This is a genomic window from Deinococcus sp. QL22, assembly GCF_023370075.1.
Taxonomy (GTDB): Bacteria; Deinococcota; Deinococci; order Deinococcales; family Deinococcaceae; genus Deinococcus.
This window is the reverse complement of record NZ_CP097149.1, coordinates 1,590,612-1,609,725: the sequence shown is the minus strand read 5'-3', so window position 1 is coordinate 1,609,725 and position 19,114 is coordinate 1,590,612. Positions and strand designations below refer to the sequence as shown.

Genomic DNA, 19,114 nt, shown 5'->3' with positions numbered 1-19,114 from the left:
TGAAGCGGTCGTCTTTGAATTGGAATTGGCCGGCGCGTTGCACGCACCTTGGGGCCTCACACGGAATTGGGCGGGGACGATCTGGGGTGGTGGTGTTTGCCCCTGCTCCCCTTGCGGGGGACTCGCAGAGCTGCGAAGCAGAGGGCGCTGCACAGCAGCGGGAGAGGGGAAATAAGCGCCAGCGATTGCCCTTGCCTTTCCTTAGAGCGTGTTTATAAAGGGTCAGGGAATCGGACATGCTTCAAGGTGTGAAACGCAAGGCATACTCGACCGACCTGACCCAGAAACAGTTCAAGCGCTTGGAGCCGTACTTACCGCACGCCAAGCCGAGAGGTCGACCGCGCACGGTCGACCTGTACGAGGTGTGGTGCGCGATGATGTACATCTTGCACGGGGGGATGGCGTGGCGCACTCTCCCCCATGATTTTCCGGCGTGGGAGACGGTGTAGTCCGACTTCCGCCGTTGGGAAGCGGATGGGACTTGGGAAGCCGTCAACCACCTCTTGGTGAGAAAGACCCGCGCAGCGGCGAGGCGCGACCCAGAGCCAAGTGCGGGCATCATTGATGCCCAACCGGTGCGCTGTCGCCCGCAAGCGGGACGACGTGGAGTGGAGGCGGGCCAGAAGACCCATGGACGCAAACGTCATGTGCGGGTTGACACGATGGGCTTGCTTCTGGTGGTGTGGATCACGACGGGAGATATTCAAGATCGTGATGGGGCTCAAACGCTGCTCCAGCACGCTCAGAGGCGCTTTCCGCGCCTCTCTTGGTTCTGGGCCGATGGTGGGGATGCGGGCCAATGGGTGGATGGGGTGAAGCAGACCCTGTGCTGGACACTTCAGATCATCAAGCGCACGGATAACGCGAAGGGATTCGTTGTCCTCCCGAGGCGTTGGGTCGTGGAACGCTCCTTGGCTTGGTTGACACGCTCACGTCGCTTGAGTCGAGACTCCGAGGGCCGAGGTCAAACCTCGGCCACTTGGTGCTATATCGCCAGTATTCGCCTCATGCTCAGACGCCTTAATCCTATCAGTGACCCTTTATAAACACCCTCTTAGACCCTCGACCCTTAGACTGCCCGCAAAGCGTATCCCACCCCCGTCCCACCCCTCCCCCGCCCCAGATGCTCTAGCATTCCCGGCGTGAGCGGCGACGAAGGTAGCAATGGAAGCAGGAGCGGGGGCAACACCGAGAGCAGTCATCTGAATCTGGCGATCGTGCTGGTTTCGCCCAAAACCCCCGGCAACATCGGTTCTGCGGCGCGGGCGATGCTGAATATGGGGGCCAGCGACTTGCGGTTGGTGGCCCCGCGCTGCAACCATCTGGATGCTCAGGCGGTGGCGATGGCCGTCCACGCCGATACTCTGCTGCGTTCGGCCCGCGTTTATCCGACCCTGCGCGAAGCGTTGGCAGACCGCGATATCAGCGTCGGAACCACCGCCCGGCAACGCGGAGACCTTCCACCGCCGCGTCATCCAGCGCAGTTGCGACCCCTGGTGCGGGCCGCCGCCGCCCCCGCCTTGGTGTTTGGCCCCGAAGAAACCGGCCTGATCAACAGCGATCTGGAGCAGTGCCAAGCGACGGTCAGGATTCCGACGGGCGATTACGCCAGCCTGAATCTGGCGCAGGCGGTGCTGCTGGTGTGCTACGAATTCCTGCAAGGGCTGGACGACGTGCCCGATCTGGAGCGCAAAACCGCCACCCGCGAGGAAATGGAAGCCATGTACAGCCATCTGCACGAAACCATGCACCTGATCGGCTACACCGACGCCGTGCGTGCCCGCCATACGCTGCGGCTGTGGCGAGCCATGCTTGACCGCGCCCTGATGAACAGCGCCGAAAGCCGGTTGTTCCGGGGCTTTTTGCGTCAGGTGCATTGGAAGATAGGCGATGCGGGGCGGCGGGGCACGGAGGCAGTGGCCGAAGGAGAGGCCAGCGACACGCCGGAAACCTGACCCCACCCCCGCATCCATTACCCTTCCTGGCCCCCGGTTTGCCTATGCTACTGTTATGACCGACGCCCGCCCTTCACCCATGCCAGCGCCGATAGCACCCGCGCCCATGCCCGCCGCGCCGCCTGCCCATATACCGGGCGAGGTGAAGTTGTCTGACCGGGTGCGCTTGGTTCGCAACACGCTGCCGCCGCTGATCGTGTTGGTGGTGGTGGTCGTGGAAGTGCTAATTACCCGGCTCCCCAATACGGCGGGTCAGACGTGGGCGCACCTGCTGTTTTACGGCCTGCTGGGGCCAGCCGTCACTTTTTTCAGTGTGGAATGGATTGCAGAAGGCACGAGGGCGCGGGAGCGGGCCGAGCGGGAACTGCGCGACCTGTACGGTCAACTGAGTGCGTCCCATGCGCGGTTGCGGGCGGTGCAGGAACTGATGCGCGACCTGACCGACGCTCCCGATATGGGCGCTGTCGTGGAAGTGGCGGCACGGGGCGCGGTACGGGTCACGGGGGCCACGTACGCCACCCTGACCGTACCGGGTGGGCTGAGCGGCACGGCACGCGGCGACACCCTGCTGGCCTCTCCCAGCGCCGATCTGTATACCCTGAAAGTGGGTATTCCCGGCGGCGGCGCGATGGCCCTGCACTTTGAAACCCCGCCCACGCCGGAAATGGAAGCCCTGGCCCAAGCCCTAGCCGCCGAGGTTGCCAACGGTGTAGAAGCCGCCCGCCAGCGCACCCTAGACCTGATGACGCTGTATTCGGTGGATCAGTCTATTCGCGCCGAACGCAATATGCGCCGCCTGCTGTCGCGGGTCACGCGGAATATGGCCGGACGCCTGCGGGTGGATGCGCGGGCCGCCTACCTGACCGACCAGGACGGGCTGCTGAGGCTGGAATACGCGCAGGATAAAACCGGAGAATCGGGTGCAGGGACGCCAGCTCCAGCCTTTGCCTTGCGGGTGGCACAGGCCGGAACGCCGCTGGTCGCCACCCCCGAGGAAGCCGCCGAAGTGTTTGCCGGAGCCGCCAGTGCGCTGGGCTTCCCGATGCGCGACGACGAAGATTTGGTGGGCGTGCTGGTGCTGGGAGACGCCCGCGCCGATGCCTTCGACGACGCCCGCATTCCGCTGCTGGCCCTGATGGCGGGGCAGGCTACGCTGGCCGTTCGCAACGCCCGCGCCTACCTGTACTCTGAAGAGCTCGCCATCAGCGACGAACGCGCCCGGATTGCCCGCGAGATTCATGACGGTGTGGCACAGTCGCTCGCGTTTGCCGCCCTGAAACTGGATGTGGTGGCCCGCCAGGTTCGTACCCAGCCGGAGCAGGCCGAGGTCGAGGTGAAGGCCGCCAGCGCCCTGCTGCGCGAACAGATTCGGGAAGTCCGGCGCTCTATTTTCGCGCTGCGTCCGATTGATCTGGAACGCTATGGCCTGCTGGAAACCGTGCGGCGCTATGTGGAGGACTTTGGGCAGCAAAACCGCGTAAAAAGCGTGCTGAGCGTGACCGGAGACATCACCCTCTCTCCCAGTGACGAGGCCGTCGTGTTCCGAATTTTGCAGGAAAGCCTGAACAATATCGCCAAGCACGCCCGCGCCCATGAGGTGAAAGTGAGCCTGCACGGAGCCTCCCAAGTGACGCTACGTGTGCAGGACGACGGCGCGGGCTTTGACCCGGAGCAGGTCAGTGGGCGGGTCAGCAGTGCGGGCGGCCTGGGCCTGATGCAGATGCGCGAGCGCGTGGAGGCCAGAGGCGGCAGCTACCGCGTGCTGAGTGCGCCCGGACACGGCACGGTGGTAGAGGCGGAAGTCCCGCAGGCGTGAGGAACGGGGAGTGGGGGAGGCCTGGAGACTCGGTATTCAAAGCTGTTGCTCCCTCTGCCTTGGCTGGTCAAGCTCCGCAGGAGAGGGGGTGAGTCAGGACAGCGAATGCCTTGAGGCCGCACACCCCTAACCGACACCCCCGCTCCCTTGGCCTCCCCGCGCTACAGTAGGGGCACTCATGTCGGAAACCATCAGTATCAAGCAAAATATCGTGGTCAGGGCGCGCCCGGACGTGCTATACCGCCTCGCGCTGGAACCCAAGCGGCGCGTCAAATGGGATCCCAACCTCACCAAAGCGGAGTATTCGGAGGCCGACGCCCGCCTGACCAACAACGTGCTGGTGCGCTTTAAGTTTTCGCGGCGCTTGTTGGGGCTGGGATTCACCGCCAAATACGGCCAGTTGCAGGCCCCGCAGCGGGGCGGCTGGGAAAGCGTGCGGAATGTCGGCCCGCTGGAAAAACTGACCCAGGGCTGGACATTTAAAGCCACGCCCGGCGGCACCGAAGTCACGATGACCCTGAATGGCCGCGTGCGCTACAACTGGATCAAAACGCCTGTGGAACGCATGCTGAACAACATGGTGGTGTCTACCCTGCTGGCATTGCAACGCACCGTAGACGCGCAGGGCGCACAACTGATGGAAGACGTGGGCCGCGACATGCAAAAGAAACAGGAAGAGGAACGCAAGGCGCTGAAAGAGGCCCAGAAAGCCGCCCGCAAACGCAAAAAGTAAGACTGCGGTCAGCCTGCAACGGGTCAACTTGATTAAGCGACTCTCTACATGGGCCGTCCGCCCACGTGGAACCCCGCGTATATTGCCTGACAGTGATGGCACGAGGGCTGGAAGCGGTTCCGTGCCGGGAGGTCGCGCATGAAAATAGGCATGATTGGTCTGGGAAAAATGGGCGGCAACATGGTGCTGCGCCTCACGCAGGGTGGTCAACAGGTGGTCGGCTATGACCGCACCGAGGCGAACGTCGTCAACATCGAGACGCACGGCGCTCAGGGCGCACGCAGCATGGACGAACTGATTGCCGGACTGGGCGAGCCGGGATCGCGGGCGGTGTGGATGATGGTGCCTGCCGGGCAAATTACGCAGGCGGTGATCGACGATCTGGCGGGCCGACTGGCTCCCGGCGACATCATCATCGACGGCGGCAACTCCAACTTTAAGGATTCCAAGCGCCGCGCCGAGGAACTGGCCCCCAAAGGTATAGAGTTTGTGGATGTGGGCACGTCGGGCGGGATCTGGGGCCTGAAAGAAGGCTACGCCATGATGATGGGCGGCACCGTAGAGGCCATCGAGCGCCTGCGCCCCGTGTTCGAGGTGTTGGCTCCCGCACCGGATCGGGGTTGGGGCCGCATGGGGCCGTCTGGGTCGGGGCATTACGTGAAAATGGTTCACAACGGCATTGAGTACGGCATGATGCAGGCCTACGCCGAGGGCTTCGAAATGCTGGGGGCCAAAGAGGAATTCGGACTGGACTTGGCCCAGATTGCCGAACTGTGGCGGCACGGCAGCGTGGTTCGCAGTTGGCTGCTTGACCTGACCGCCGAAGCCCTGCACAGCGACGCCTCCTTCCATGACCTGTCCGATTACGTGGCCGACAGTGGCGAGGGCCGCTGGACGATCATCGATTCTATCGAACTGGGCATTCCGACTCCGGTCATCACCCTCAGTACCCAGATGCGGTTCCGCAGCCAGCAGGAAGTGAGCTACGCGGGCCAGATGCTGTCAGCCATGCGCCGCGCCTTTGGTGGACACGCCGTGAAGAAGCTGGAAGTCGGCAAGCAGGAAAGCGTGGTGCCCAGCGTGAAGGCCGGGGAACACCCCAGCGCTGCTGCCCCGCAAAACATTTCTACCAAGCCCACCCTGCCCGATGACGGCAGCGTGCGTGAGGCGCAGGAATTGGGCGAGGCAGGCCAGCAGCGCGTGAAGGACGGGGCGTGACCCGCAAGGCGAAAGGGGCGGAACAACCGGAGAAGCCTGCGCCGAACGCTGCGAAAGCCAAAGCCGCAGTGAAGGCCACCGCTACAGCGGCCAAGACTTCTACTGCCAAAAAATCCGCCCCAGCCGACAAAAAACCCCGTAAGACTCGCGCCCGCACTCCCAGCGACGCGGGTGCAGACGGCCAGAATCCCTTCCGCGCCCTGATGCGCCGCAGCCGCGCCCCCGAACCCGCCACGCTGGTTATTTTTGGCGTCACGGGCGACCTTGCCAAACGCAAACTCTTGCCCGCCGTGTTCGGCCTGTGGCAAGACGGCCTGCTGGGCAGCGCCTTCAATATCGTGGGTGTGGGCCGTCAGGACATGACCGACGAGGCGTTTAAGGACTTTGCCATAGAGGCGCTGAAAAGCAGCAAGGAAACCGACGCCATTCAGCCCGGCAACCTGGAAAAGTTCCGCGAACTGCTGTACTACGAGTTCGGTGATTTTGCGGGCGACGACGTGTACGACCTGGTGGGCAAGGAGCTTGACCGCGCCGAGGAAGCGCATGGCGGACGCAAGAACGCGCTGTTTTATCTGTCCACGCCGCCCAGCTTGTTCGAGCCGATCAGCAACGGTTTGGGCCGCCTGGGGCTGGCGGACGAATCGGAAGGCTGGCGGCGAATTGTCATTGAAAAGCCGTTCGGACACGACTTAGGCAGCGCCCGCGCCCTGAACGACGCCATTCACAAGGTCTGGGACGAGTCTCAGGTGTACCGGATTGATCACTATCTGGGCAAAGAAACGGTGCAGAACCTGATGGCGATCCGCTTCGGCAACGCCATTTTCGAGCCGATCTGGAACCGGGGCTACGTGGATCATGTGCAGATTACGGCCTCTGAGGACCTGGGTCTGGAAGGCCGCGCCGGGTACTACGAGGAAGCGGGCGTGGTGCGCGACATGCTGCAAAACCACTTGATGCAGCTGTTTGCCCTGACCGCGATGGAAGCGCCCGCCGCCTTTGACGCCGACGCGATCCGTGACGAAAAAACCAAAGTCTTGCGGGCTGTGAAGCCCATTCCCAAAAGCCGCGTGAAAGAGGTCGCGGTGCGCGGGCAGTACGGCCCCGGCACCATGTACGGCGACAAAGTGACCGGCTACCGCGAGGAACCCAACGTGCGCGTGGGCAGCGCCACGCCGACCTACGTGGCCGTAAAACTGGAAGTGGACAACTGGCGCTGGCAGGGCGTGCCGTTCTTCCTGCGTACCGGCAAACGCCTGCCCAAAAAGGTTACCGAAATTGCCGTGGTGTTCAAGCGCCCGCCGCTGGGCATCTTTCCGGGCGGCCTGGAGCGCAACGTCCTGGCCTTCCGCATTCAACCCGACGAGGGCGTGAGTCTGAAATTTTCTTCCAAGATGCCGGGCCAGGAAATGGTGCTGCGCGAAGTGGTCATGGACTTCCGCTACGACGCGTTCGGCGCACAACTGGAAAGTCCCTACAGTCGCCTGATTCTGGACGCCCTGCTGGGCGACGCCACCCTCTTTCCGCGTGAGGACGAGGTGGATCATGCGTGGCAGATCGTGTCGGGCATTCTGGAAATGTGGGACACCAAGCCCGGACAGGCTGACCACGCGCCTGAATTCCCCAACTACACCAGCGGCACGTGGGGGCCGGAGGCCGCCGACCAACTGATCGGCCCGGATCGGCGTTGGCGGCGACTGTGACGGCGTTCGGGAGTCTGGGGGCTTTGTCTCAGGGTCTAGGGTCTAAGAGTCTGAGGTCAAGAGATTTAGGATTTGGAGGGTTATGTGTTCTTAGACCCTCAGACCCTTTGAACATTAGACTTGCCGCCGCCGAACCGTCAGACCTCACCGGAGGCACGCCATGACCTACGCCACCGACCTGAAACCCATCGGCCCCGTCGATACCACTGTGCGCCTTGCCCAAATGGCCCTTGATGAGCTGTGGGGACAAACGCAGGTAGAAACGCGGGCCTACACGGGCAATATCGTGGCCCTGACGGTAAAAAAACATCTGGGGCGCGTGGAAGAAGCCCTGGCCGGACTGGAAGGCCGCTACGCCGGACGCCAGATTATCGGCGTGATGGACGGCACCGAAGACGTGGTGGTACACGCGACGTTGGTGCCGCAACCGGGCGGCCTGTACGTGGAGCGCCTGATTCTGAATGCCAGTGCCGAGCAGCTTCAGGGCGCGATTTTGCCCCTGCTGCGGCCTGCCACCGTCAATCATGTGTGGTGGGGCGCAGATTCCCAGCCCACCGGCCCGCTGCTGGCCGAACTGACAGATATTGCCGATCAGGTCATTGCCGACAGCCTGACGCTGGATATTCCGCCTGCCCGGCACTACGCACTGGCCGACCTGGGCTGGAGCCGCAGCGCAGGCTGGCGTGAGGCGCTGGCACAGGTCTTCGATTCGGGCGACGCGGCCCGCCAACTGCCACGCATAGACCGCCTGACCGTGCGCTATTCCGGCACCAAGGACCTGCCTGCCCGCCTGTTTGCCGGATTTATTGCCGACACGTTGGGCTGGAAAAACCTAAATGACGTGGAACTGAAACGCTCGCGCTGCCACCGCGAAAACGGTGACCTATGCGGTGCAGAACTGAGTGGCGACGGTGTGCGCTTTGTGCTGAGCGCCGATACGGGCGACCTTGCCCGCGTGGAAGCCCACTGGGACGACCTGACCCGCGCCACCGAAGTGAACGTGCCGCAAATGAGTTTGGCCGACGGGCTGGCCCGCGTGATGGCCCGCCCGGAACGTGGCGAGGTGTTCGAGCGGGCGTGGAAACTGGCGAGGGCGAGCCTATGAATGGGGGATGCAACGTGGGATCTGGAACATGGATCGTGGGCCAAGTTGACGACACGGCTGTTGCCGTCTTAGGGGTGCAAGCATGAACATCCGAACCTTTCCTACACCCGAGCTGACCGCTGCCGCCGCTGCCGAAGCGTTCGCCCAGACTGCACGGGCGGCGGTGCGGGATCGGGGAGCTTTTCATGTGGCCCTGTCGGGCGGGAGCACACCCAAACTGATGTACAAGGTGCTGCGCGACATGCCCGAAATGCCGTGGCAGTCGGTACATATCTATTTCAGCGATGAACGCAGCGTGGGGCCGGATAGCCCGGAGAGCAATTACAGGTTGGCGCAGGATGAACTGCTGAACCATGTGCCGGTGCCCACCGCGCAGGTTCACCGGATGGGGGGTGAGGTGCAACCGCTGGACGCGGCAGCCGAGGCTTACGCCGCGTTGCTGCCCACCCAACTGGACGCCGTGCTGCTCGGCATGGGCGACGACGGCCACACCGCCAGCCTGTTTCCCGGCACAGGCGCGTTGGGGGCAACCGGGCGTGTGGCTTCCAACTTCGTGCCCCGGCTCAACACGGGCCGCCTGACCTTCACCTACGCTGAGATCAACGCCGCCCGCGAACGCTGGATTCTGGTCACGGGTGCGGGCAAGGCTGGGATTTTGCGGCAGGTACACCAGGGCGAGGGCGGCCACCCCATCGCAGGCGTGCAGGACGCGGTGTGGTTTGTAGACGCGGCAGCTGGGGCTGAGTTGGCAAATATTTAGATTTTTCCCCTCTCCACCTGTGGGACTCGGAGAGCTACGCAGCAGAGAGGGGCGCTGTGAAACAGTGGGGTGAGGGGGCCACCCAGCAAGCATGACAGCCCCACTCAAGGCCGCTCCCCCAGCGGTCTTTTTTCTGCCTCTGCCGAATACACGGCCCCTAAACGCTCAGTCATTTGTCACATTTGGGGGCGCTAGTGTGGCCGCAGTTCTGTATGTTGGAACCTGTACCCGAAACCCATTCCTCTCCCCTACCCACCGGAGGTTCCATGCGCGTTCTCACCCTGCCCGCTACCCTAGTTCTGACCCTGGCCCTCAGCTTCGGCGCCGTTTCTTTTGCTCAGACCGCCGCGCCTGCACCTGCTGCCGCCGCCACTGTCCTGCAACTTCCGGCGGGCGTCTCTTTGGTATCCGAGGTAGAGGGCATTCGTGAATACCGCCTGCGTAACGGCCTGCGCGTGCTGCTGTTTCCCGACAATTCTCAGCAGACCTTTACGCTGAACGTGACGTACTTGGTGGGTAGCCGCCACGAGAGCTACGGCGAAACCGGCATGGCGCACCTTCTGGAGCACATGGTGTTTAAGGGAACCCCCACCAGCGGCAACATTCTGGAAGGGCTGGGCAAGCGCGGAGCCGACTTTAACGGCACCACCAGCGAAGACCGCACCAACTACTTTGAGACGATGACCAACACCGGAGACAATCTGGAATGGGCCATAAAAATGGAAGCAGACCGGATGGTGAATTCCAAAATTGCCGCCGCCGACCTGAAAACTGAGATGCCGGTGGTGCGGAACGAATTCGAATCGGGCGAAAACAGCGCATTTGGGCTGCTGTACAAGCGGGTACGCTCGGTGGCCTACGACTGGCACAACTACGGCAACACGGCCATCGGCAACCGCAGCGACGTGGAAAATGTGCCGATTGGGGCGCTGCAAGCCTTTTACCGCAGGTACTACCAGCCTGACAACGCGGTGGTGACGCTGGCGGGCAATTTTGACGCGCAGGCCACACTGAACCTGATGGCACAGACCTTCGGGCAGATTCGCCGTCCCTTTCGCAGCCTACCCGCCCTGTACACCGAGGAAACTCCGCAAGACGGCGAACGCAGCCTGACCGTGCGGCGTGTGGGCGACGAGCAGATCGCGCTGGCCGCCTACCACATGCCCAGCGTGCGTCACTCCGACATGCCCGCGCTGCTGGTGCTGGATGAAATCCTGGCGAATGAGCCTGCTGGACGCCTGTATGCCGCGTTGGTGCAGTCCAAGCAGGCCACCGCTATGGGCAGCCTGACCAACAGCGCCAGCGATCCGGGCCTGCTGATGTACGCGGCGGTGCTGGGCAAAGACGATGATATGGCGAGAGCTCAGGCGACGCTGCTGAGCACGCTGGAAAACGCCTCCAAGACGCCCTTTACCGAAGAAGACGTGACCCGCGTGCGCACCCGTGTCGCCAACGGGTTTGAGCAACTGCTGACCAAACCCGAATCGGTGGGCGTGACTCTCAGTGAGTACATTGCTGCCGGAGATTGGCGCCTGCTGTTTAAACTGCGCGACGATCTGGGCAAAGTGACGCCCGCCGACGTACAGCGCGTGGCCGCCACCTACCTGAAGCCCACCAACCGCACGCTGGGTCTGTTTGTCCCCACCCCCACGCCCGACAACGTGACAATAACCGCTGCCCCCAGCGCCGCTGAGCTGCTGAAGGGCTATCAGGGCCGCGCCGCAATTGCCGCCGGAGAAACCATTGCGCCTGAACCTGCCGCCATCGAAGCCCGCGTGACCCGAGAGAAAATTGCGGTAGGCGTAGCGCAAGCCAACACAGTGCAGGCCGACGTGGCCCTGCTGACCAAAAAGACGCGCGGCGAACGGGTGGAATTCGTACTGAGCGTGGATTTCGGCAACCCCGACACCGTGAAGGCCGACCGGGGAGCCGCCGACTTTATTGCGCCGCTACTGACTCGCGGCAGCGCGGGCCTCACGCGCCAGCAACTGAGTGACCAACTGGAAGCCACCAAAACGCAGCTGAACGTCAGCGGCGACGCCACCGGAGTCAGCGTGAGCGTCAGCACTGACCGGGCCAACTTGCCGGGCGCTTTGGCCCTGGTTCGCAAGGTGCTGCGCGAACCTGCCTTCCCGCAGGCCGACTTTGACGAACTGAAGAAAGGCAGTCTGGACGGGCTGGAATCGGGGCGAGGCGACCCCCAGAGCGTGGCGAGTCTGGCGTTGGCACGGGCCTTTATGCCCCCCGGAGCCAAACCCGGCGACCTTGGCTACGCCCCCACGCTGGATGAGCAACTGGCTGACCTGAAGGCCGTGACGCTGGAGGGAGTGCAGGACTACTACCGCCGCGTCTGGGGAGCCGCCCGGATTCAGGTTTCGGCGGTGGGCGACTTCGACCCGCAAACCGTCCGGGCCGCCGTGCCCGAAATCCTGAACGGCTGGACGAGTGGCGTGCCGTATGCCCGCGTGATCACGCCTCTGGTCACGCCCGCCGCCCAAAATCTGGTGCTGAAGGTACCCGACAAGGCCAACGCGATTTATCTGGCCCGCCTGAATTTCCCCCTGCGCGACGACCAGCCCGATTACGCGGCCCTGCTGGTGGCCATGCGTGTGTACGGCAGCGGCACCGACTCGCGCCTGTTCAACCGCCTGCGCCAGCAAGACGGCCTGAGTTACGGCGCGGGCGGCAGCACCAGCGTGTCTTCGCGTGATGAAAAGGCGAGCTTCACGGCCTACGCGATCTTTAACCCGGACGTGACGGCAAAGGTGGAAACCGCCATGCGCGAGGAACTTGACCGCGCCCGCAAAGACGGCTTTACCGCCACCGAAATCGCCACCGCCAAAACCGCCCTGCTGCAAGAAGCCCGCGTCGCCCGCAGCGCCGATGGCACGCTGGCCGGAAGCCTCGCCAACCAACTGGATCTTGGGCGCACTTACGCCTTTACTGCCGATCTGGAAGCCAGGATCAGCGCCGTGACGCCCGAACAGGCCACCGCCGCCCTTGTCAAGTACGTGAACCCGGCGAATCTGGTCATCGTGCGAGCGGGGACGTTTAAATAAGGGTCGAAGGGTCTAAGAACTGCTTCCTACTGTACCTAAGCTGTTGCCCTCTCCACCTATGGACTGGAACAGCTCGAAGAGAGGGGCGCTGTGAAACAGCGGGGTGAGGGGGCTACCCAGCAAACGCACCCGCCCCACCCAACCAAAAGGAAGGCGAGAAGCTGAGATTGCGCTTCTCGCCTTCCTTGTTTAGCTTTCCATCCCTAAATCATGCCGCCGTGCCGATCCCGGTACATTACATACGCCAGCCCCAGCGTACTGAGGGTACTGACCAGACTGCTGAGACCGTAGCTGATCAGCGGCAGCGTGATTCCGGTCAGCGGCAGCACACTCAGGGCCGCGCCCACGTTTTCGATGACCTGAAATCCGATCTGGCCCAGAATGCCTGCAAACAAAATCTGGTCTTGCAGCCGGGGCGCTTCGGCGGCCATGCCTGCCAGTCCCCAGAACAGCATGCCGTACAGCACCAGCACGGCGAGGCCGCCCACCAGACCCTGTTCTTCGGCCCATGTGCTGAAAGCAAAATCGGTGTGCGCTTCGGGCAGGAAGCCGTTGTGAGACTGCGAGCCCTCCTTGTAACCCTTGCCCTGCAAGCCGCCCGAACCCACCGCAATCGTGCTTTGAATGACCTGATACCCGGCCCCGCGTGGGTCTTGGTAGGGGTCCAGGAAAATGGTCAGGCGCTTTTGCTGGTACGGCTCCAGCTTGGGATACAGCACGGTAGGAAAAGCCACGCCCAGCGCCAAAACTGCCAAGACAGCGTGCCACCACGGAATGCGGGCGGCCAGCATGATGACGCCGAACATCACGGCCAGCACCAGTGCGCCGCCGAAATCCTGAATGACCACGAGGCCAATGGCAGGCAGGAAGACCGCCAGCGCAAAAGCATACGTTTTGATGCCCTGATAGCCGCTCCGCAGCACCACCGGAAGCATCAGGATCATGGCAAATTTCAGGATTTCCAGCGGCTGAAATTGCAGCGGCCCCAGTTCGATCCAGTTTTTCTGGCCGTTCACTTCCTTACCGATCACAAAGGTACTAGCCTGCATTAATAGCGCGAGACCGTATAAATACGGCGCAACGCTGTAAATGCGGTCACGCCCGGCCCACCACAGCAGCGCAATCGGCACGGCGGCCAGCGCTACCCCGATCAGTTGCTTGTTGAACACGCCGGGGGCCACGCGGGGAGCCAACGCCGCCGTACTGACCGTCAGCAGGCCCACCACCAGCAGGGCCAGAATGATTACCGGAAAACGTAAGTCGTACTTCACAGCACTTGCCTCAACACAGTTGCAGCCGTCACGCCACTAGGCTAGGGCACGGGGCATGGACTGTGTGTGAGGCTGGCTGGACGGTCTAGAACTTGATTGGAATAAAGAGGGTCAGCGCCCCCGGTTCGATGTGTGCCCCGGCGCGTTCTCATCAATCGGAATGTTCGCCATCAGCACGACCATATCGCCGCGCTGCTCTATTTCGATGCTGCTGCTTCCCGTGGGAAAGTAGCGCTTGACGACTTCCAGCAGGTCTTGGCGCAGGGCATCTACCTTGCCGGGCGGAATCTGGGCGCGGTCATAGGCCAGCACCAATTCGAGGCGGTCTTTGAGGGTCTCTTTGGTGCGGCCCCGCTTCATCCATGAAAACATCTCACGCCCCCCCAAACAGACGACGCCACGCCGACCAGAAGCCCTTGTCTTCATCGAACTTGGGATACGGCACGTCTTCGCCCTTCATGCGGCGGGCGGTATCCATAAAGGCCTGTCCCGCCTTGGTTTTGCCCAGTACCGCAGGCTCCCCGACGTTGGTACTCACAATGATTCCCTCGTCTTCCGGCACCACGCCAATCGGCTTGACGCCCAGAATGTCCAGAATATCGGCCTCGCTGAGCATGTTGCCGCTGGCGACCATTTTGGGCCGCAGGCGGTTGATCAGCAGGCGGATTTCATTGACCTGTTGAGATTCCAGCAGGCCAATAATCCGGTCAGCGTCGCGCACGCTGGAGACTTCGGGGTTTACGACCACCAGCGCACCCTCGGCGGGGGCGGCAGCGGTGCGGAAGCCCGACTCGATTCCGGCGGGGCTGTCGATCAGCACGCGGTCAAACTTCTCGTCTTCGATCAGGCCGCGCACCACCGTTTTAAACACTTCGGGGTCAAGGGCGTCCTTGTCGCGGGTCTGGGAGGCGGGCAGCAGATACAGGTTCTCTACGCGTTTGTCGCGGATGAGAGCCTGACTCATGCGGCACTTGCCTTCCAGAACGTCGATCAGGTCAAAGACCACACGGGACTCGAGGCCCATGACCACGTCGAGGTTTCGTAGACCCACGTCCACGTCGATGACAACCACTTTTTCGCCCAATTTGGCAAGCGCCGCACCGATGTTGGCGGTGGTGGTGGTTTTGCCCACGCCCCCCTTCCCGGACGTGACCACGATGACCTTCGCATTCATATGCGGCGCAGTCTATCAACTGACTCGCCCGATTGGGTGACATGTCTCTCAGCCCGCCCCCGTATGACCTCGTCATGTGACCTGTGTCCTTCTCGAATAGGTCTGCGCCCTGTATAATGCCGGGTTGAAGCCGCTGCAGTTCAGCCACAGCGCCCCCAGCAATTGGGACAAGAACGGGCGTGGCGCGTGAGCGGGCGGGCATCAGGAGCATCAGATCAAGCAGGCACAAGGCGGCGGGCGGCCCCATCAGGAGCCACACACGGCGCGAGGAGAACACATGACGGCAACAACCCAGCGCCCAGCAGACAGCATGTTGGTGGCCCCTAAAAAAGTAGGATTCATCAGCCTCGGCTGCCCCAAAGCCCTCGTAGACAGCGAGCGCATCCTGACCCAACTCCGGGCCGAAGGCTATGAAGTGGCCGCCAGCTACGAAGATGCCCACGCCGTGATCGTGAATACTTGCGGCTTTATTACGCCCGCCGTAGAGGAAAGCCTGAACGCCATTGGCGAAGCGCTGGACGCGACGGGCCGCGTGATCGTGACCGGATGCCTGGGCGAGCGGCCCGAAAAGATTCTGGAGCGCCATCCCAAAGTGGCCGCCATTACGGGGTCTGAGGCTGTAGACGACGTGATGGAGCATGTGCGGCGGCTCTTGCCCATAGAAACCGACGCCTTTACCGGGCTGCTACCTGTGGCCGCCCCCGGCATGCGCCCCGACGTACAACTGCCTACCCGCGAGGACACCCGGCACGGCGACGTGTTCGCCCCCAGCGTGCGCCTGACCCCCCGGCATTACGCCTACGTGAAAATTGCCGAGGGCTGCAACCACACCTGCTCGTTCTGCATCATTCCCAAATTGCGCGGCCTGCAGGTCAGCCGGGATGCGGGCGCGGTGCTGTACGAAGCCTTCCGCTTGGTGGCGGGCGGCACGAAGGAACTGATGGTGATTTCGCAGGACACGAGTGCATACGGCGTGGATGTGCGCCACCGTGAAAGCGAGTTTCAGGGCGAGCAGGTGCGTGCCCACCTGACCGACCTGGCCGTGAAATTGGGCGAAATGGGCGCGTGGGTGCGGATGCATTACGTGTACCCCTACCCCCATGTCGACCGGATCGTGGAACTGATGGCGCAGGGCAAAATCCTGCCTTACCTGGATATTCCCCTTCAGCACGCCTCGCCCAAGATTCTGCGTTCTATGCGGCGACCCGGTGCGGGCAAGCAACTGGACACCATCCAGCGTTGGCGTGCCATCTGCCCGGAGCTGGTCATTCGCTCTACCTTCATCGTTGGCTTTCCCGGCGAAACCGAAACCGAGTTTCAGGAGTTGCTGACCTTTCTGGAAGACGCCCGCCTCGACCGCGTGGGAGCCTTCCCCTACAGCGATGTGGACGAAGCCGACGCCAATAAGTTGGAAGGCGCAGTGCCGCAGGACGTGAAAGAAGCCCGCCTCGCCCGCTTTATGGAAGTCGCGCAGCGCATCAGTGCCGAAAAGCTGGCCGAGAAAGTGGGCCGTGTGATGGACGTGATCATCGACGAATTTAATGACGACGAGGACGACGCCCCCGGCACCCGCATGATTGGCCGCACCAAAGGCGACGCGCCCGGCATCGATGGTCAGGTGTACCTGTTTGCAGGCGAGTTGGCCGGGCAACTCAAGATTGGCGACATCGTCAAGGCCCGGATTGAGGACAGCGACGAATACGATCTCTACGGCGAAGTGCTGGAGCGCCCGGAGTGGAAGCCGAATGTGCCGCAGCTGGGCCACTTCGGCAAGCACTGATCGGGAAGCACTGAGGCTGAGGTTCCAGGTAAGACCTCAGCCTGCTTCGCCACTCCTAGAGTCTGTTCGTGTGGGCCAAGCCTGCGTGTGCCGACTGTTTTAGGGCAGGACTACACGCGGCGTCGGCGCAGGCCCGAGCGCACGCTTTTGCACTTCTTTCAGGGTGGCTTCTCCACCTTGCTGGATGCCGTGCCGACGGAAGCTCATGCTCAGGCTGTCGGCGTCGCGGCGCAGCAGTTGGGCAAAGTTGGGGTTTTGCCGGGTCGTAAGTTGCGGAAAGTCGATGATGACCACGGTTCCTGCCTCCTCGTTCTGAATCTTGTTGTTCGTCATGATGTCGATGTGCTGCATGTCGTTCTCGTCTTGCTCTGAATCGCCCTGTTTTGAATCGCTCTGCTGTGAATCCAGTTGCCAGAGCAGGTTGTAGGTGCTGTAATCGCCGTGCGCGTACCCCAGCCTCAGCAGATGCGCCATTCCGTTCAGGCTCTGTTCCCAGGCACTGCGGGCCTGCGTGGGCGTCAGCACCGCGTCGCTAAGGCGGGGGGCGGGGGCGTCTTCGGTGCCGATCAGACGCATCAACACGGCGGGAGTGGTCTTCTCGTAATCGAAGGGGGACGGCCCCACGAGGGGTTCCGGCACGCTCAGGCCTGCATTCCACAGCTTCCAGAGATGGGCGTATTCCGCCGTGACCCATCCCATCTGCAGCATCGCCAGCCCTTTCAGGCTGCGGCTCTGCATCGCTTTTCTGGCCCGTTCGTCCAACACAGTCTGGCCTTCGCGGTAAATGGCGTCGTTCTTGAAGCTGCGGGCTTCCAGTTCCCGGTACAGCTTCACCAGAATGCTGCCGCGTGGGCCGCGTGCCACATACGCAGTGGCCTCTTTGCCGCTTTTCAGTTCGGCCACGATCTCGGTAATGTGGCCCAGATCGGTCAGCCGCTTGATGATCTCATCGGCCTCGCCCTCCGCGCCCTTCTTGAGCGTGGCCAGCTTACGGCGGCCCAGCGGTTTTTTGACCTTGTGCTTCTCTTTGCGCTCCAGCCCCGTATCGAGGTCGTTCAGCTCTGTATCTAGCCAGTCCTGGCCGCCGCGCTCGCTCATGGGCGGGCCTGCGGAGGGTTAAGGGGTCGGCGATGCTGTGTTCTCAAAAGTTGGTGCTGCAAAATCACTCCAGTGGGCAGGGGCGAGGGTTCCTTGGGCAGTGGTCAGAGAATCAAAGATGTTGTTGGTCATGTTTGCAGCACCTCCTTTCGGTGTAGCCCCACCGTAGCAGGTGCGGGGTGCCTCGGCCAAGACCACCCGGCAAGGTAAGCCATCACGCCTAGGGGCAACTGCTGTTTTGACCCTATTTGCCCATCTGGCCCTCTTTACTCATCTGGAATTGGCAGTTCGAATCGATGACGAGGTTAAAGAAAACAGAGGTGGCCCGGCGTTACGCCCAGGCCACCCCTTCTTTTGTCCGGTTCAGCGCCCCATTTAGCGAATAGTCTTGCTGACCAGCGTATTGGTATAAAAGTCGGTGGCTTTGGCCCCGGCGGGCAGGCTGCCCTGCTTGATCAGCGCGGCCACCGCCTTGTTCCATGCCGTGGGATCGCTGGCCCCGATGCCGTTGACGCGGGTGTACGTACCCGTCATCAGGGGCGTGCTGGCGCGCAAAATCTCCAGTGTGCCGCCGCCTGTGCCGAAGGTGGGCTGGGCCAACCGGAAAGCGCGGGCAGGGTCGGTAACCGTGAATTTCAGGCCGCGCTGACTGGCCCGGACTACCTTGCGGGCCAGATCGGTCTTCAGGTTTTTGTCGGCAGTGATCAGGCCCACGCCCACCATCGGGTAGGCCGAAGTCACGTCCAGCGTGTACACGCGGGTTCCGGCGGCCCGCAACTGCACCACCTCGTTGTTGATGTACCCGGCGGCGGCGTCCACGCGCCCGGCCCGCACCGCGTCAAGCTGCGTAAAGCCGATGCTGGCAAGTTTCACGTCGCTGCCTTCCTTCAGGCCCGCGCTGTCCAGCAGGGCCTGTACGGCGTTATAGGTGCTTCCAAAAGGGCCGGGAATCCCCAGCGTCTTGCCTTTCAGGTCGGCCACATTGTTCAGCGGCTTGGTGCTAAACACGGTGACTGGAATCTTCTGGTACATAGCCATGATGTACTTGACCTGTGCGCCCTGATTGCGGGCAAACACCGCGTCTTCGGGATCGCCCACAATAAAGTCCAGCTTGCCTTGCAGCAGCAGAGGCATCAGTTCCGAGACGAAGCCGTGCTGATACTTCACGTTCAGGCCCTCTGCCTTGAAATACGCCAGCGTGTCGGCCACATAGAACGGCGTGAACTGCACATTAGGAATGTAGCCGAGGCCGATATTGACGGTGCGCGGCGCGGCCTGAGATGTGGTCTGGGCCGACGCCGATCCAGCGGCAAGCAGGGCGAGAGTGGTCAGCACGGCGCGTTTCATGAAGCTGATTATAAGACTGATCAACAATTCAACTCTGACGGAAGTCCCATATGGCGCGGGTTCGTCCTGGGTCACCGACTGGCAGGGCATTGATCTGT

At 62.5% G+C, this 19,114-nt stretch carries 16 protein-coding genes; 11 read left to right on the top strand and 5 right to left on the bottom strand.

Going from position 1 to position 19,114, the window contains the following annotated elements; translation table 11 throughout:
• Window positions 1-248 precede the first annotated feature (248 nt).
• The 10 genes from M1R55_RS07760 to M1R55_RS07720 all read left to right on the top strand — a co-directional run bounded on the left by M1R55_RS07760 (window position 249) and on the right by M1R55_RS07720 (window position 12,346).
• Window positions 249-449 (top strand): transposase, encoded by a 201-nt coding sequence (locus M1R55_RS07760; RefSeq protein WP_249393569.1) that lies wholly within the window; start codon window positions 249-251, stop codon window positions 447-449.
• A gap of 57 nt (window positions 450-506) precedes the next feature.
• Window positions 507-1,046: a transposase gene (locus tag M1R55_RS32070; RefSeq protein WP_371827157.1), complete on the top strand. Its 540-nt coding sequence runs from the start codon at window positions 507-509 to the stop codon at window positions 1,044-1,046.
• A 156-nt stretch (window positions 1,047-1,202) separates the two neighbouring features.
• Entirely contained in the window at window positions 1,203-1,955 is a 753-nt protein-coding gene (locus tag M1R55_RS07755; RefSeq protein WP_249394169.1) for an RNA methyltransferase, read from the top strand.
• Window positions 1,956-2,061: 106 nt separating this feature from the next.
• A complete protein-coding gene (locus M1R55_RS07750; protein ID WP_249394168.1) occupies window positions 2,062-3,771 on the top strand; it encodes a GAF domain-containing sensor histidine kinase in 1,710 nt (569 codons plus the stop codon).
• Between the two features lie 178 nt (window positions 3,772-3,949).
• The gene (locus M1R55_RS07745) at window positions 3,950-4,504 is read left to right on the top strand and encodes an SRPBCC family protein (protein ID WP_249394086.1); all 555 of its coding nucleotides are present in this window, start codon (window positions 3,950-3,952) and stop codon (window positions 4,502-4,504) included.
• Between the two features lie 138 nt (window positions 4,505-4,642).
• The gene (gene gnd / locus M1R55_RS07740; RefSeq protein ID WP_249394085.1) at window positions 4,643-5,722 is read left to right on the top strand and encodes a phosphogluconate dehydrogenase (NAD(+)-dependent, decarboxylating); all 1,080 of its coding nucleotides are present in this window, start codon (window positions 4,643-4,645) and stop codon (window positions 5,720-5,722) included.
• Between the two features lie 68 nt (window positions 5,723-5,790).
• Window positions 5,791-7,422: a glucose-6-phosphate dehydrogenase gene (gene zwf / locus M1R55_RS07735; protein ID WP_249394167.1), complete on the top strand. Its 1,632-nt coding sequence runs from the start codon at window positions 5,791-5,793 to the stop codon at window positions 7,420-7,422.
• Window positions 7,423-7,582: 160 nt separating this feature from the next.
• On the top strand, window positions 7,583-8,527 hold the full coding sequence (locus M1R55_RS07730; RefSeq protein ID WP_249394084.1) for a glucose-6-phosphate dehydrogenase assembly protein OpcA: 945 nt from the start codon (window positions 7,583-7,585) through the stop codon (window positions 8,525-8,527).
• An 82-nt stretch (window positions 8,528-8,609) separates the two neighbouring features.
• Complete coding sequence (gene pgl, locus M1R55_RS07725; protein WP_249394083.1) at window positions 8,610-9,287, top strand: 6-phosphogluconolactonase; 678 nt, start codon at window positions 8,610-8,612, stop codon at window positions 9,285-9,287.
• A 266-nt stretch (window positions 9,288-9,553) separates the two neighbouring features.
• Window positions 9,554-12,346 carry a pitrilysin family protein gene (locus M1R55_RS07720; RefSeq protein WP_249394082.1) on the top strand — a complete coding sequence of 931 codons (2,793 nt, stop codon included), beginning with the start codon at window positions 9,554-9,556 and terminating at the stop codon, window positions 12,344-12,346.
• A 203-nt stretch (window positions 12,347-12,549) separates the two neighbouring features.
• Here the strand turns inward: M1R55_RS07720 and M1R55_RS07715 are convergent, their stop codons facing one another.
• The 3 genes from M1R55_RS07715 to minD all read right to left on the bottom strand — a co-directional run bounded on the left by M1R55_RS07715 (window position 12,550) and on the right by minD (window position 14,791).
• Window positions 12,550-13,617, bottom strand: coding sequence for an FtsW/RodA/SpoVE family cell cycle protein (locus M1R55_RS07715; RefSeq protein WP_249394081.1), 1,068 nt, complete (start codon window positions 13,615-13,617; stop codon window positions 12,550-12,552).
• 111 nt (window positions 13,618-13,728) lie between these two features.
• Window positions 13,729-13,989 carry a cell division topological specificity factor MinE gene (gene minE, locus M1R55_RS07710; protein ID WP_064015608.1) on the bottom strand — a complete coding sequence of 87 codons (261 nt, stop codon included), beginning with the start codon at window positions 13,987-13,989 and terminating at the stop codon, window positions 13,729-13,731.
• A gap of 1 nt (window position 13,990) precedes the next feature.
• On the bottom strand, window positions 13,991-14,791 hold the full coding sequence (gene minD / locus M1R55_RS07705; protein WP_136367606.1) for a septum site-determining protein MinD: 801 nt from the start codon (window positions 14,789-14,791) through the stop codon (window positions 13,991-13,993).
• 277 nt (window positions 14,792-15,068) lie between these two features.
• Here minD and rimO point away from each other — a divergent pair, with 277 nt between their 5' ends.
• A complete protein-coding gene (gene rimO, locus M1R55_RS07700) occupies window positions 15,069-16,571 on the top strand; it encodes a 30S ribosomal protein S12 methylthiotransferase RimO (RefSeq protein WP_249394080.1) in 1,503 nt (500 codons plus the stop codon).
• Between the two features lie 99 nt (window positions 16,572-16,670).
• Here the strand turns inward: rimO and M1R55_RS07695 are convergent, their stop codons facing one another.
• Both M1R55_RS07695 and M1R55_RS07690 read right to left on the bottom strand, forming a co-directional pair.
• On the bottom strand, window positions 16,671-17,669 hold the full coding sequence (locus M1R55_RS07695; RefSeq protein ID WP_249394079.1) for an RIO1 family regulatory kinase/ATPase: 999 nt from the start codon (window positions 17,667-17,669) through the stop codon (window positions 16,671-16,673).
• A gap of 375 nt (window positions 17,670-18,044) precedes the next feature.
• Window positions 18,045-19,016: an ABC transporter substrate-binding protein gene (locus M1R55_RS07690; RefSeq protein ID WP_249394078.1), complete on the bottom strand. Its 972-nt coding sequence runs from the start codon at window positions 19,014-19,016 to the stop codon at window positions 18,045-18,047.
• Window positions 19,017-19,114: the final 98 nt, after the last annotated feature.